This is a genomic window from Streptomyces rubellus (assembly GCF_036323805.1).
Lineage (GTDB): Bacteria > Actinomycetota > Actinomycetes > Streptomycetales > Streptomycetaceae > Streptomyces.
Genome location: NZ_JAZDCX010000008.1, coordinates 148055 through 162099 on the forward strand (window position 1 = coordinate 148055; position 14045 = coordinate 162099).

14 protein-coding genes are annotated in these 14045 nt (G+C 73.2%); 11 read left to right on the forward strand and 3 right to left on the reverse strand.

The window, feature by feature from the left end; all coding sequences use genetic code 11:
• Positions 1-226: 226 nt before the first annotated feature.
• Positions 227-631 (reverse strand): DUF5997 family protein, encoded by a 405-nt coding sequence (locus tag V1L54_RS11855; protein WP_330117900.1) that lies wholly within the window; start codon positions 629-631, stop codon positions 227-229.
• 118 nt (positions 632-749) lie between these two features.
• Here V1L54_RS11855 and V1L54_RS11860 point away from each other — a divergent pair, with 118 nt between their 5' ends.
• The 4 genes from V1L54_RS11860 to V1L54_RS11875 all read left to right on the forward strand — a co-directional run bounded on the left by V1L54_RS11860 (position 750) and on the right by V1L54_RS11875 (position 4806).
• On the forward strand, positions 750-1496 hold the full coding sequence (locus V1L54_RS11860) for a LysR family substrate-binding domain-containing protein (RefSeq protein WP_330117901.1): 747 nt from the start codon (positions 750-752) through the stop codon (positions 1494-1496).
• A gap of 684 nt (positions 1497-2180) precedes the next feature.
• The gene (locus V1L54_RS11865) at positions 2181-2507 is read left to right on the forward strand and encodes a MerR family transcriptional regulator (RefSeq protein ID WP_443076594.1); all 327 of its coding nucleotides are present in this window, start codon (positions 2181-2183) and stop codon (positions 2505-2507) included.
• Between the two features lie 364 nt (positions 2508-2871).
• Positions 2872-3075, forward strand: coding sequence for a cold-shock protein (locus V1L54_RS11870; protein ID WP_006604579.1), 204 nt, complete (start codon positions 2872-2874; stop codon positions 3073-3075).
• Positions 3076-3369: 294 nt separating this feature from the next.
• Positions 3370-4806 carry a DEAD/DEAH box helicase gene (locus tag V1L54_RS11875; RefSeq protein ID WP_330117903.1) on the forward strand — a complete coding sequence of 479 codons (1437 nt, stop codon included), beginning with the start codon at positions 3370-3372 and terminating at the stop codon, positions 4804-4806.
• 93 nt (positions 4807-4899) lie between these two features.
• On the opposite strand, the gene V1L54_RS11880 is transcribed toward V1L54_RS11875, so the two are convergent.
• Positions 4900-6300 (reverse strand): FAD-dependent oxidoreductase, encoded by a 1401-nt coding sequence (locus tag V1L54_RS11880; protein ID WP_330117904.1) that lies wholly within the window; start codon positions 6298-6300, stop codon positions 4900-4902.
• A gap of 196 nt (positions 6301-6496) precedes the next feature.
• Between V1L54_RS11880 and V1L54_RS11885 the strand changes: the two genes are divergently transcribed.
• A complete protein-coding gene (locus tag V1L54_RS11885) occupies positions 6497-7117 on the forward strand; it encodes an L-threonylcarbamoyladenylate synthase (protein ID WP_330117905.1) in 621 nt (206 codons plus the stop codon).
• Between the two features lie 48 nt (positions 7118-7165).
• Here the strand turns inward: V1L54_RS11885 and V1L54_RS11890 are convergent, their stop codons facing one another.
• Positions 7166-7729, reverse strand: a complete 564-nt coding sequence (locus tag V1L54_RS11890) for a snapalysin family zinc-dependent metalloprotease (RefSeq protein ID WP_330117906.1) — start codon at positions 7727-7729, stop codon at positions 7166-7168.
• Between the two features lie 401 nt (positions 7730-8130).
• On the opposite strand from V1L54_RS11890, the gene V1L54_RS11895 reads away from it, so the two are divergent.
• From V1L54_RS11895 to V1L54_RS11920, 6 genes are all read left to right on the forward strand, one after another.
• The gene (locus tag V1L54_RS11895) at positions 8131-9258 is read left to right on the forward strand and encodes a glycerophosphodiester phosphodiesterase family protein (protein ID WP_330117907.1); all 1128 of its coding nucleotides are present in this window, start codon (positions 8131-8133) and stop codon (positions 9256-9258) included.
• Positions 9259-9583: 325 nt separating this feature from the next.
• Positions 9584-11203 (forward strand): sensor histidine kinase, encoded by a 1620-nt coding sequence (locus V1L54_RS11900; protein ID WP_443076595.1) that lies wholly within the window; start codon positions 9584-9586, stop codon positions 11201-11203.
• Positions 11204-11337: 134 nt separating this feature from the next.
• Positions 11338-11757: a roadblock/LC7 domain-containing protein gene (locus tag V1L54_RS11905; protein ID WP_330117909.1), complete on the forward strand. Its 420-nt coding sequence runs from the start codon at positions 11338-11340 to the stop codon at positions 11755-11757.
• On the forward strand, positions 11754-12113 hold the full coding sequence (locus V1L54_RS11910; RefSeq protein ID WP_330117910.1) for a DUF742 domain-containing protein: 360 nt from the start codon (positions 11754-11756) through the stop codon (positions 12111-12113). The genes V1L54_RS11905 and V1L54_RS11910 overlap by 4 nt, the downstream gene beginning before the upstream one ends.
• On the forward strand, positions 12094-12711 hold the full coding sequence (locus V1L54_RS11915; RefSeq protein WP_330117911.1) for a GTP-binding protein: 618 nt from the start codon (positions 12094-12096) through the stop codon (positions 12709-12711). The genes V1L54_RS11910 and V1L54_RS11915 overlap by 20 nt, the downstream gene beginning before the upstream one ends.
• Positions 12708-13985, forward strand: coding sequence for a cytochrome P450 (locus tag V1L54_RS11920; protein ID WP_330117912.1), 1278 nt, complete (start codon positions 12708-12710; stop codon positions 13983-13985). Before V1L54_RS11915 ends, V1L54_RS11920 begins: the two co-directional genes overlap by 4 nt.
• The last annotated feature ends 60 nt before the right edge of the window (positions 13986-14045 follow it).

Below are 14045 nucleotides of genomic sequence, written 5' to 3' on the forward strand. Positions count from 1 at the left end.
CGAGAGGGCCACCGCCGGCCGGAGCAGGCGCTGCAGGCGGAGCTGCGGCACGGAGACCGAGCCCGGTGGGGGTCAGCGGCCGGCCGCTCTGACCTCCGTCAGGCCGGGGCACCGCCGCCGGTCCGCCGGTCTCCGTCACCCCGCGGCGGTCACTCCACGGCGCCCCCGGCGCGGGCCGCGCACCGGAGGGGCCCCGGCACCGCCGGGGGACGCACGGGAGCGGGCGTCAGGAACGCGGCTGGGCGGACTGCTCGTCCCGCCCGGCGTTCCTCTCCCTGATACGCGCCGCCTCCTTGCGGACCTCGGCCTGGGTGGCGCGTTCCTTCTGCAGCCACTCGGGGTTCTCCGCCTTCAGCGCTTCGATCTGCGCCGTGGTGAGGGGCTCGGTGATGCCGCCGCGCGCGAGTCCCGAGTTGGAGATCCCCAGCTTCGCCGCGACCACCGGACGGGGGTGCGGGCCGTCGCGCCGCAGTTCCCGCAGCCACTCGGGCGGGTCGGCCTGCAGCGCGTTCAGTTCGGCGCGCGAGACGACGCCCTCCCGGAACTCGGCGGGGGTGGCCTCGAGGTACACACCCAGCTTCTTCGCCGCGGTGGCGGGCTTCATCGTCTGGGCGGTCTGGTGCGACTTCATGGCGCCCAGGGTATCGAGCGGGCGCGCCGCCGCCGACCTCGCCCGGTAGCCTGGCGCGGTGACAGGCTCGACAGGTCCGGAAGCGTCCCCCTCGTTCCGGCTCGCGTACGTTCCCGGGGTGACGCCCGCCAAGTGGGTGCGGATCTGGCACGAGCGCCTGCCCGGCGTCCCGCTGGTCCTCCTCCAAGTGCCCGCCGCCGAGGCGGCCGACGTGCTGCGGGCCCGCGGCGCCGACGCCGGTCTCCTGCGGCTGCCGACCGACCGGACGGATCTCAGCGCGATCCCCCTCTACACCGAGACGACGGTGGTCGTGGTGCCGAAGGACCACTTCCTCACCGCGGCCGACGAGGTGTCCGCCGGGGACCTGGCCGACGAAGTCGTCCTGCACCCCCTCGACGACACCCTCGACTGGGAGTGCCCGCCGGGACGGCCCGCGGTCGAGCGTCCCGCCACGACGTCGGACGCCGTCGAACTGGTGGCGGCGGGGGTGGGCCTGCTCGTCGTCCCGCAGTCACTCGCCCGTCTCCACCACCGCAGGGACCTCACCTACCGGCCGGTCGCGGAGACCCCCCAGTCGCGTGTCGCACTGTCGTGGCGGGAGGACGGGACCACCGATCTGGTGGACGACTTCATCGGGATCGTCCGCGGCCGGACCGTCAACAGCACACGGGGCCGTCGCCGCGCCGCACCGGCGGAGACGGAGGCGAAGGGGGAGGCGAAGGCGGAGGAGGCGTCCGGGCGCTCCGGCAGGAGCGGCGCACGGCGGAAGCCGGCGATCGGCGGATCGGCCGGCCGCCGGAACCCGCGGAGCGGCTCCGGCGGCTCCAGGGGCGGCAGGCGGGGCAGACCCCGCCGCCGGTCGTGACCACCCGCACCGCGTTCCCCGGTCCCGCGCGGTCCTCCCGTCCGCCTCTTCGAAGGGGCGCCCCTTCCGCGGGGTGTCCCGGGGCCGGCCTGTGCCGCCGTCCTCTCCGTGCCGGTTCTCTCCGGAAGGGGACGCACCACCCCGCCGGGAGCGGTCCCCCTCCGGGTCCCGGGGCACCCGGCAACGGGCACACGGGCCATGGCGTACGTCACACCCCCGGCCCCTGCCCGTCCCCCGGCGGACGGACTCCGGCTCCTGACCTGACGGGGACCTCCCGGAACGCCTGAGGCCGTTCTGCTCCCCCAAGACCCGAAAACCTTCTCTGGTCACAGTAGACATCCATAGATCCCGGGGCTAGGATCTCTGACGTAGTCAGCGAAGTCCGAGACGCGCGGCGCAGCAGACACGAGCCGCCGCGAGGAAGTCCCCGGAGAGAAGACCGACAGAGAGGAGCAGACGCCATCAGGATCGCCCGGGCGGCCACCTAAACGCTCGGGTACCGCAGACCCCGGATTGGCAGGTGGTCCCCGGTCACGCGTTCACGATCCCCGCTCCCCCGCCCTCCGGGCGGCCGGGCGGACGACAAGGAGTCGGCGTACGGCGCCGACAGATGGTGTTGACACTCTCGGGGCCCTGGTGCCGTACGGCACCAGGGCCCCTCGACGCGTCCGACGAGAGGTGCAAGTGCCCCAGGAAAACCGACCGAACACCGCCGACAGGCTCGACGACGACGACTTCCCCGCCTACACCATGGGCCGCGCCGCGGAGATGATCGGCACCACCCCCGCCTTCCTCCGGGCCGTCGGCGAGGCCGGGCTCATCACTCCCCTGCGGTCCGAGGGCGGGCACCGCCGCTACTCCCGCTACCAGCTGCGCATCGCGGCACGCGCCCGCGAGCTCGTCGACCAGGGCAATCCGATAGAGGCGGCCTGCCGCATCGTCATCCTCGAGGACCAGCTCGAGGAGGCCCTGCGTCTCAACGAGGAGCTGCGGCGGTCCGCGGACGCCTGAGCGAAGGCTCCCGCCCGCGCCCGGGGACACCGCGCGGACGCCCCCGCCCGCGCAGGAGCGCTCCAGCCGGCGAAGACGAATATCTGCTGCCGCGAGAACAGAAAACAGCGGGACGGCGTACGAGTTCCCCGCGACACGGCGGAGGAGGCCGGAAAGTCTTCCTCCCGCCGCCGCCCTTCCCGTGCTACTGTCGATCTCAGTTGCAGTTGTGGTTCCCAAAGACTTACAAGTGCCCCCATCGACGCCCCGCGTCGTGGGTGCATTTTCTTGTTTCCGGCCTTGCTTTTCCGGACGGGGTAATCATCGCGGCGACTCGGGGATCGCACAAGGCGGTCTCTGACACTGCCCCGTTAAGGAGACAGACATGGCTACTGGAACCGTGAAGTGGTTCAACTCGGAAAAGGGCTTCGGCTTCATCGAGCAGGACGGCGGCGGCGCCGACGTCTTCGCCCACTACTCGAACATCGCCGCCCAGGGCTTCCGTGAGCTCCAGGAAGGCCAGAAGGTGAGCTTCGACGTCACCCAGGGCCAGAAGGGCCCGCAGGCGGAGAACATCGTCCCCGCCTGACGCCTGGCGCAGTCGAGAGCCGGGGCCCGCACCTTGGGGTGCGGGCCCCGGCTCTTCGCCTTTCCCCGGGCCACCCCGGCGTATGACGGCCCCCGGTTCCGGACCGTGGTCCGGCTCCCCCGCCGCCCGCCGGGTGAATCCCGCAGTTCCGCCGTTCCGGGGCTTCCCGGGCCATGTCATTTCCCGGCCCACCCGGATCGCATTCCACCGTCCACCGGCACGTTCCTGCGTTTTCCCGCACGTCTGCTTCAGTCAGGGGAATCCTCGACACGCGCCGTTTCGAGGAGGTTCCGCATGAACCGCACCACCCGTACGCCCAACCGTCACTCCTTCGCCGGCCGGGGTTCCTCCGCCGGTTCGGACAGAAGCGGTGGATTCCGCTCGCGGAACCCCGGCCGTTCGAACGGTTACGGGCGCCGGCCCGCCGCGCTCCAGGGGGAGTTCGCGCCGCCGGTCACCGTCACCCCCGCCCTGCCCGCGGTCACCGCGTTCGCCGAACTGGACATGCCGGCCGCGCTGCTGCGGACGCTCACCGGGCTGGGCATGAACGAGCCGTTCCCGATCCAGGCGGCCACCCTGCCGAACTCGCTGGCCGGCCGGGACGTCCTGGGCCGGGGACGCACCGGTTCGGGCAAGACCCTCGCGTTCGGACTGGCGCTGCTCGCCCGCATCGACGGGCAGCGGGCCACACCGCGCCGGCCGCTGTCCCTGGTGCTCGTGCCCACCCGGGAACTGGCCCAGCAGGTCACCGACGCCCTCACCCCGTACGCCCGGTCCCTGTCCCTGCGGATGGCCACCGTGGTCGGCGGCATGTCCATCGGCCGGCAGGCCGGTGCCCTGCGGGCCGGGGCCGAGGTCGTGGTGGCCACCCCGGGGCGGCTCAAGGACCTCATCGAGCGGGGCGACTGCCGGCTGGACCAGGTCGGCGCCGTCGTGCTGGACGAGGCCGACCAGATGGCGGACATGGGCTTCATGCCCCAGGTCACCGCGCTGCTCGACCAGGTGCGTCCCGGCGGGCAGCGGATGCTCTTCTCGGCCACCCTGGACCGCAACGTCGACCTCCTGGTGCGGCGCTACCTGAACGACCCGGTGGTCCACTCGGTCGATCCCTCGGCGGGCGCGGTCACCGCGATGGAGCACCACACCCTGCACGTCCACGGCGCCGACAAGCACGCCGTCACCACCGAGATCGCGGCCCGCGACGGCCGGGTGCTCATGTTCCTCGACACCAAGCACGCCGTGGACCGGCTCACCAGGCACCTGCTGAACAGCGGAGTGCGCGCCGCCGCCCTGCACGGCGGCAAGTCACAGCCCCAGCGCACCCGCACCCTCACCCAGTTCAAGGCCGGCCATGTCACCGTGCTGGTGGCCACCAATGTCGCGGCCCGCGGCATCCACGTCGACAACCTCGACCTGGTCGTCAACGTCGACCCGCCCAGCGACCACAAGGACTATCTGCACCGCGGCGGCCGCACCGCCCGCGCGGGCGAGTCCGGCAGCGTCGTCACCCTGGTCACCCCCGACCAGCGGCGCGACATGGACCGTCTGATGGCCTGCGCCGGCATCGTCCCGCGCACCGCCCGGGTCCGCTCCGGAGAGGCCGAACTGAGCCGCATCACCGGGGCCCAGGCTCCCTCCGGCATCCCCGTGACCATCGCCGCGCCGGCACCGGAGCGTGCCGGACGCGCCGGGCGCGGTGCCCCGTCGCGCCGCCGGAACCGCGGCCGCTGACCGCTTCCTGCCGCGCGGGCCGGAGGGCCCGGACCGTACGGTCCGGGCCCTCCGGCTCTCCGGACACGGCCGCGCGGCGGACGACCGGCCCGGTCAGTGCGTGCCGGCCACCCGCGCGGCCGCCTTCCGGGCCGCCACCAGGACCGGGTCCCACAGCGGGGAGAACGGCGGAGCGTACCCCAGGTCCAGGGACGTCATCCGCTCGACCGTCATCCCGGCGGTCAGCGCGACCACGGCGATGTCCACGCGTTTGCCCGCGCCCTCGCGTCCGACGATCTGCACGCCCAGCAGGCGGCCCGTGCGGTGTTCGGCGAGCATCTTCACATGCATCGGCGCGGCGCCCGGGTAGTAGCCCGCCCGGCTGGTGGACTCGACCGTCACGGTGACGAACCGCAGCCCGGCCGCGGCGGCCTGGCTCTCCAGCAGACCGGTGCGGGCGATCTCCAGGTCGCAGACCTTGCTGACCGCGGTGCCGACGACACCGGGGAAGGTGGCGTAACCGCCGCCGATGTTGGTGCCGATGACCTGGCCGTGCTTGTTCGCGTGGGTGCCCAGCGCGATGTGCCGGGTACGGCCCGAGACGAGGTCGAGGACCTCGGCGCAGTCGCCCCCCGCCCAGATGTTCTCCCGGCCCCGTACCCGCATGGCCAGGTCCGTCAGCAGTCCCCCGGAGTCCCCCAGCGGCAGTCCCGCCGCACGGGCGAGCCCGGTCTCGGGCCGTACGCCCAGCCCGAGCACCACCACGTCGGCCTCGTGCTCGGCGTCCTCGGTGACCACCGCGCGCGTCCGCCCGTCCCGGCCGGTGGCCACGGCGGTGGCGGTGGCGCCGGTGACCGTCTCGATGCCCATGCGGCACATCGCCTCGTGCACCAGCCGGCCCATGTCGGGATCGAGCGTGCTCATCGGCTGCTCGCCCCGGTCCAGCACCGTGACCCGGTAGCCGCGGCGGACCAGCGCCTCGGCCATCTCCACACCGATGTAGCCGGCGCCGATGACGACCGCACGCCGCGGGGTGTCCGCCGGGCGCCCGGTCTCGGTCTTCTCCAGGTCGTCCAGCAGGGCCCGGCCGTCGTCCAGGGTCTGTACCCCGTGGACGCCCGGCGCGTCGATGCCCGGCAGCGGCGGCCGCAGCGGAGCGGCACCGGTGGCGAGGACCAGGTGGTCGAAGCCCAGCCAGGTCCCGGACGCCGGGTCGCTCCCGCGGACGCGGACCCGTCCGCGGTCCGGGTCGATCTCGGTGACCTCGGTGTGCAGGCGCAGCTCGATGTCCCGTTCGCGGTGCTGTTCGGGGGTGCGCGCGATCAGGTCGCCGGCGTCGGTGACGTCACCGCCGATCCAGTAGGGGATGCCGCACGCGGAGTAGGAGGTGTGGCCGCCGCGTTCGAGGGCGATGATCTCCAGGTCCCCGGCCCCTCTGAGCCTGCGCGCCTGGGAGGCGGCCGACATGCCCGCCGCGTTCGCCCCGATGACCACCATGCGCTGTGCGGCCGCCATGCCGTGTCCTCCCTCCGCCGGGGCGGGCGTCCCCGGCCCCGGATCCTCGTATGCCCCGCCTCGCGCCGCGGCACCGCCGCCATCCGTGGACCGCGGCGGACGCGGCCCCGGTGCTCCGGCCGGACGGGAGCGCACCGCCCGGGACGTACGGCCCCGGGCGCGCCGGTCACGCGAGGTCATCGCATAAGGTCGGTGGATGGCGAAGTACTTCGATGTGCACCCCGACAACCCCCAGCAGCGCACCATCGGCAACGTGGTCGACAGCATCCGCTCCGGCGCGCTCGTCGCGTACCCGACGGACTCCTGTTTCGCACTGGGCTGCCAGCTGGGCAACCGTGACGGCATCGCCCGGATCCGGTCGATCCGGAACCTCGACGACCGTCACCACTTCACGCTGGTGTGCCAGAACTTCGCGCAGCTGAGTCAGTTCGTGCGCGTCGACAACACCGTGTTCCGGGCGGTCAAGGCCGCCACCCCCGGAAGCTACACCTTCATCCTCCCGGCGACGAAGGAGGTGCCGCGCCAGCTGATGCACCCGAAGAAGAGGACGGTCGGGGTCCGCATCCCCGACCATGTCGTCACCCAGGCGCTGCTCGCCGAGCTGGGTGAGCCGCTGCTGTCCAGCACACTGCTGCTGCCCGGGGAGGAGGAGCCGATGACGCAGGGCTGGGAGATCAAGGAGCGGCTCGACCACGTGGTGGACGCCGTGGTCGACTCCGGTGACTGCGGCACCGAGCCGACCACGGTCGTCGACTTCTCCGGGGGCGAGGCCGAGATCGTCCGCCGGGGAGCGGGCGACGTCACGCGGTTCGAGTGACCGCGCGCGGAGGGGGCGGGGGCGCGGCGTCGCCCGCGTCCGCCCGGCTCAGTCCGTGATCATCACCTTGTGCGGCAGTTCCGCGGGCCGGACGAGCGCGCCGCCGAAGTTGTCCTCGACCTCGGCCTTCTCCGCCGCGTTGGGGTAGGGGTTGGTGCACGCGGTCCCGGCGCTGGAGCCGGACATCAGGCTTGAGCAGGGGCCGGGCTTGCGGTCCGGCAGGCCCAGGATGTGGCCGAGTTCGTGCGCGGAGATCCGGACCGTGTCGTAGCCCTGGTCGACGGCCTGCCGACCCATGTAGACGACCCCGCGGCCCAGCGCGGTGGTCATGGCGCGGGGCCAGCCGTTGTCCGCCAGGATCCGTATGTCGGCCCGCTGCCCGGCTCTGGCCGGCCGCAGCTCGACGCTCTCGACGCTCTGGTTCCAGATCGCCGCGCCCCGGTCGACCGCGGCCCTGAACTCGGCGGACGCGCTCGCGTCGTAGGTCAGGACGCGGGGGGCGAGGGCGCGGTCGCCGACGGGGGCGGGGGCGGCCGCGGCCTGTCCGCCGACCAGGGCGAAGGCTGCCGCCAGGGCGGCGACGAGGACACGGATGAGCACACGGGAGTGCATGGTCGGCCTCCTTGTGGGGGAAAGGTGGACGTGCGCATGACATGCTCCAGGTCTCTGCCCACCGGAAACGGAAGCCAATCCGTCAATCGGCACGGCCGGCCGCAGCACGGCGGTACGGAAGCGGATGCGGCCCCCTCCGCGGGAACGGCACGGCGGAACCGCGGGACCAGCCGGGGGCGGGGGTCCGCGCGGGTCCCCTGCGGTCCGCCCGGGCGTTCCGGAGGACGGCACCTCCCCGAGAAGACCGGACACCGGAGCCCGCGAGGCCGTCCGCCGGGGCGGTGCGCGACCGACGCCGGTGCGCCACCAGGGGGCCACCCGCGCCTCGCCCGTGGTCCACCACGCCGTCGCATGCTCTGCCGTACGGAAGTCCCGGGTTCCTCCTCGGAAGAAGGTGTGGCATGGTGCACCACCCCCTGTCCGGCCGTTCCGGCCGCCCGCGCCGGTACGGACTGCCGGCAGCCGTACTCGCCGCCGTCTGCGTCATGACCGCGGCCCCCTCCCCCGCCGCCGCGGCGTCCCCCGCCGACCACGGGCACGACGGGGGACGGGGCATCAGGCACCACCACTTCGATCTGCAGGCCCACCGCGGCGGACTGGGGCTGGTGGTGGAGAACACCCTCGCCTCCTTCGCCAACGCGTTGGAGACCGGTGTCAGCACCCTCGAACTGGACGTGCAGATCACCGGGGACGGCCGGGCGGTGGTGACGCACGACCGGCGGGTCTCCGCGGCCAAGTGCCGCGACACCGGCCCGGTCCGAGAAGGGGATCCGCAGTATCCCTACGTGGGCAAGTACGTCGTCGACCTCACCCTCGCACAGGTGCGGACACTGGACTGCGGCTCGCTGACGCTCCCGCAGCACCCGGGCCAGCGCCCCAGCCCGGGGGCGCGGATGCCGCTGCTGTCGGAGGTCTTCGCGCTGGTGGACCGCTACCGGGCGCACAAGGTCACGGTGAACGTCGAGACCAAGGTGGAGGCCGGCGCGCCGCACGAGACCGCACCGCGGGAGCGGTTCGTCCAGGTGGTGGCGCGCGAGGTGCGCAGAGCGCGCATGCTGGACCAGGTCACGATCCAGAGCTTCGACTGGGGCGCGCTGATGCGCATGCGGCAGGTCGAGCCGCGGCTGCCGATCGTCGCCCTGACCAACGGCCGGCAGTTCCTGCAGCCCGGCGTGGAGGGCAGGTCCCCGTGGCTGGGCGGTATCGACATCGACGACTACGACGGCGATCCGGTCGCGGCCGCCGCGTCCTTCGGCGCCGACGCCCTCTCGCCGGTGCACGGGGACCCGCAGGACGGCGCGGTCGGCGATCCGGACTACCGGCCGTATGTGACCGCCGCGATGGTGGCCAGGGCCCACGCCGCCGGTATGAGGGTGATCCCGTGGACGGTCAACGACCCGGCCACCATGCACAAGCTGATCGACGACGGAGTCGACGGCATCATCACCGACTACCCGGACCGGCTGCGCACCGTCATGGCGCGGCACGGCATGAAACCGCCCCGGGCCTACCGGACGCCCCGGTCCTGATCCCGGAAGCGCGACGCAACCGTGGCGGCCGGCCCGGGGATCCGGTGACGGACGAGCCGTCCGCCGTACCCGGCAGGCGGGTGACCTGCTCCGACGATCCGAGTGATCACTTGTACGGGCAACCGCACACACGCCCCACCAGTCATGACTAGTATGACGGCACCAACGGTGTGAGCGAGCAACGCCCTTTCCCCAGAAGGACTTTGAGGCGTTGCGCGTCTTCCGACCCACATCACTCACCCCACACAGCCACAGGGAATGCGCGATGTCACAGCCCGCCGCCCCCAGCCCGCACCGAGCGCCCGGGGGGCGTCTGCCCCTTGCCGTGTCCGTCATCTGCCTGGCCGTGCTCGCGGCGGCCGGCGGCGCCGTCACCGCGGCGGCCCCGGACGACGCACGTCCCTGGGTGCTGGGCACCGCGGCCGCCGCCGGCCTGATCACCGCGGTGGCCGTCCTCGTCACCGCGCTGTCGGTGCGGAGGCTGCGCGCCTCCTCCACCACGGCGGCCGGTGAACTCGACGCGCTGCGGCAGCAGGTGGACCGGACCTCGGCGCAGGCCGCGCACCTGGTCAACGTCAGCCTGCCGGCGGTCGCCAACCGCCTGCGGGCCGGGGCGCGCGCCGAGGAGGCGCTGGCGGCGGTCCCCGCCCCGGACGGCGTCCAGCTGCGGCAGGTACTCCGCGTCTTCGCCGAGGAGGTGGCCGCCGGCGTCGGACAGCGGCAGGCCGCGCAGGCGGAACGCGACGAGGTCGTACGGCAGGCCGCGCATCTGGCGGAGGGCGTCGACCACCTCGTCGCGAAGACCCTCCCGGAGGCCTTCGAGCGGCTGCGTGCGGGGGCCTCGGCCGACACGGTCCTGGCGGATCTGCCGCGGCCGGCCGCGGAACGGCTGGGCGCGCTGGCGGAGTTCGTGGTCCGGGAGTACGCGACCAGTGAGCGGCGGTCCGCCGCCGCCCGGGTGGCCGGCGCCAAGGCGCTCAGCCGGGTGCAGGCCGCGGCCGTGAGCATGCTGGCGGACCTGCGCGAGATGCAGGAGCGCCACGGCGAGGAGATGCTCGGCGACCTGCTCAGGCTCGACCACAGCACCTCGCAGATCGGCCTGCTCACCGACCGGCTGGCCCTGCTGATGGGCGGACGGGCCAGCCGGGCGTGGAACAAGCCGATCGTGATGGAGAACATCCTGCGCGGCTCGGTGGGGCGGATCGCCGCCTACCGGCGGGTCCGCATGCACTGCGCAAGCGGCGCGGCGATCGCCGGTTTCGCCGCCGAGGGCGTGATGCACCTGCTCGCGGAGCTCGTCGACAACGCGGCGAACTTCTCCCCGCCCATCGACGAGGTCAACGTGTACGTCGAGGAGCGCACCGCGGGCATCGTGGTGACCATCGAGGACAGCGGACTGCGGATGTCGGACGCGGCGATGCGCCGCGCCGAGGAGGCCGTGTCCGGCAGGTCCACCGACCTGTCCTCCCTGCAGGGCACCCGGCTGGGCCTGGCCGTCGTGGGCCTGCTGGCCGACAAGTACGACATCTCCGTGAGCTACCGGCCGTCCTCCCGGGGCGGCACCGGTGTCGTGGTGCTGCTGCCGCCGCACCTGCTGGCCCAGCAGCGCGTCGAGGTCCCCGCCTCGACCGCCCTTCCGGCCTCCCCGGCGCCGCCGGAGACCGCCGCCGTGCCGGCCGAGCCCGAGCCCGCCGCTCCGGCCGTCGCCGCCCCGGCCGACGCGGCCGGGGAGACCGCCCACGGGCTGCCGGTGCGGCCCCGGGGCCGCACCATGGCCCGCGCCGACCGCGTCCGCGAGAGAGCTGCCGAGGCAGGCGCCGCCCGGGAACGGGAGCGTCCCGCCAGGGACACCGGAGCGCGCTTCGGGGCGTTCCACCGGGCCAGACGCCCCGAGCCGGGTTCCGGGACCGACTCCGGTACCGGCTTCGAGCAGGACTCCGAGTAGACGCGCGTCCGCGCCGTCTCCGGGACGCCCCCACCGCGGCGGGCACCCTATCCCTCCCCCTTTTGTAAGACCGTGAGATTGGAGGCACGGGCCGAGTGACGGGCCGGACGGCCCGAACTGGCCCGATGCAGATCATGGAGACCACCGACAACAGCCTGACCTGGTTTCTCGAGAGCCTGCTGCAGCGCACTCCCGGGACGCGACACGCCCTGGTGCTCTCCCGCGACGGCCTCAAACTGTGCTGGACCGGCAGCCTGTCCCTGGACCAGGCGGACCAGCTCTCGGCCATCTCCTCCGGCATACAGGCCCTGGCCCAGGGCGCCTCGGTGGAGTTCGGCGACGGGACCGGGGGCGTACGGCACTCGATGACGGAGTTCCACGGCGGCCTGCTGTTCATCGTCGAGGCGGGCCAGGGAGCCCACCTGGCCGTCGTGGCCGACGACACCGCGGACCCGGGCGTGGTGGGCCACCACATGGACGAGGCGGTCGAGCAGATCGGCGACCATCTGCGCGCGGAGCCCCGCAAGCCGACCCAGGACGGTGTCCCGTCGTGATCCGCAAACCCGTCGACACCGGGGACCCCCACCGGCTCTACACCGTCACCGGCGGGCGCAGCCATGCCGGGGACGTCCGGCTGGACCTGGTCACGCTCATCGTCAGCGAGTGCCGGCCGACGGAGGGCATGCAGTCCGAGCACACCCGGATCCTGGAACTGTGCCGCCACCCCACCGCGGTGGTCGAGATCGCCGCGGACCTGCAACTGCCCATCACCGTGGTGAAGATCCTGCTCGGCGATCTGCTCACCGCCGGGCGCGTCACCGCGCGGAACCCGCGCCCGGCCGCGGAGCACGGCGACACGCCCGACTCCGCCCTGCTGAAGGAGGTGCTCATTGGACTCCGCAACCTCTGAGGTCCCGGCGGCCCGCACACCGCTCGCGGACGCCGCCGAGACCGGACTGAAGATCGTCGTCGTGGGAGGGTTCGGCGTCGGCAAGACGACGCTGGTGCGGTCCGTCAGCGAGATCCGGCCCCTGAACACCGAGGAGGTGATGACCCAGGCCGGCGCCGGGGTGGACGACACCGCGGGGCTGCGGGGCAAGCACACCACCACGGTCGCCTTCGACTTCGGCCGCATCAGCCTGAACGAGCGCACGGTGCTGTACCTGTTCGGGGCGCCCGGCCAGGAGCGCTTCTGGTTCCTGTGGGACCGGCTGTTCTCCGGAACGCTCGGCGCGGTGGTGCTGGTCGACACCCGGCGGATGGCCGACTCCTGGTACGCCATCGACCGGCTGGAGCACCACCGGACCCCGTTCGTGGTGGCCGTCAACCGGTTCGACGACGACACCGCGCGCTTCTCGCTCGCGGAGATCCGTCAGGCACTGGACCTGTCGGAGGACATCCCCCTGGTCGACTGCGACGCCCGGGTCCGCGAGTCGGGCAAGAACGTGCTGATCACCCTTGTCGACCACCTCTACCAGCAGGCGCTGGCACGGGAGCTGACCCCATGACCGACACCTCCGTCCCGAACCGCGCGCCGGACGGCGCCGCGGCCCCGGCCTGCCCCGCAGCGCATCCCGACGCCGTGGCCCTGAGCGGCCTGCAGTACCAGCAGACGCCCTTCGAGCTGTACCGGGAGCTGCGCCGGAAGCACGGCGCTGTCGCCCCCGTGCTGCTGGAGGGCGACATCCCCGCCTGGCTGGTGCTGGGCTACGCCGAGGTCTCCTACGTCACCAGCCACGACGAGCTGTTCGCGCGCGACTCGCGGCGCTGGAACCAGTGGCCCAACATCCCCGCCGACTGGCCGCTGCTGCCGTACGTCGGCTACCAGCCGTCCGTGCTGTTCACCGAGGGCGCCGAGCACCAGCGCCGGGCGGGCGTCATCAGCGACGCCCTGGAGGGGGTCGACCAGCTGGAGCTGTCCCAGCACTGCCAGCGGATCGCCGACCAGCTGGTCGACCGGTTCGCCGGCAGCGGGCAGGCGGAGCTGATGTCCTCCTACGCCCATGCCCTGCCGATGCGCGCGGCGGTCCAGATGTGCGGCATGCCGCTCGACGGCGCCGACACCGAGGCGCTGGTGGAGGATCTGCGGATGTCCCTGGACGCCGCGGAGGGCGACGACCCGGTCGCCGCCTACGTCCGTGTCCAGGGGCGCATCCAGCAGCTGGTGGCGGACAAGCGCCGCTCCCCCGGCCCGGACGTCACCTCCCGCATGATCAACAATCCGGCGGGGCTGACGGACGAGGAGATCGTCCAGGACCTGATCTCCGTCATCGCCGCCGCGCAGCAGCCGACCGGCAACTGGATCGGCAACACCCTGCGGCTGCTGCTCACCGACGACCGGTTCGCCCTCAACGTCTCCGGGGGCCGGGTGAGCGTGGGGCAGGCCCTCAACGAGGTGCTGTGGCTGGACACCCCCACCCAGAACTTCATCGGCCGCTGGGCGGTGCGCGACATCCAGCTCGGCGGCCGTCAGATCAGGGCCGGCGACTGCGTGGTGCTGGGGCTGGCCGCGGCCAACACCGATCCGCAGATCTGGCCCGAGGGGCATGTCGGCGCCCAGGTCAACTCGGCCCATCTGAGTTTCAGCAACGGTGAGCACCGCTGCCCCTTCCCCGCGCCCCAGCTGGCCGACGTCATCGCCCGCACCGCCGTGGAGACGCTGCTGGAGCGGCTGCCGGACATCGTGCTGGCCGTGGAGCCCGAGGAGCTGGCCTGGCGGCCGTCGGTCTGGATGCGGGGCCTGACCGCCCTGCCGGTGGCCTTCACCCCGGTGGTGCAGTGACCGCCGTCCTGACCACCGTCGCCGCGGGACCGCGGTCCCGCGGCGACAGCCTCCGGCCTG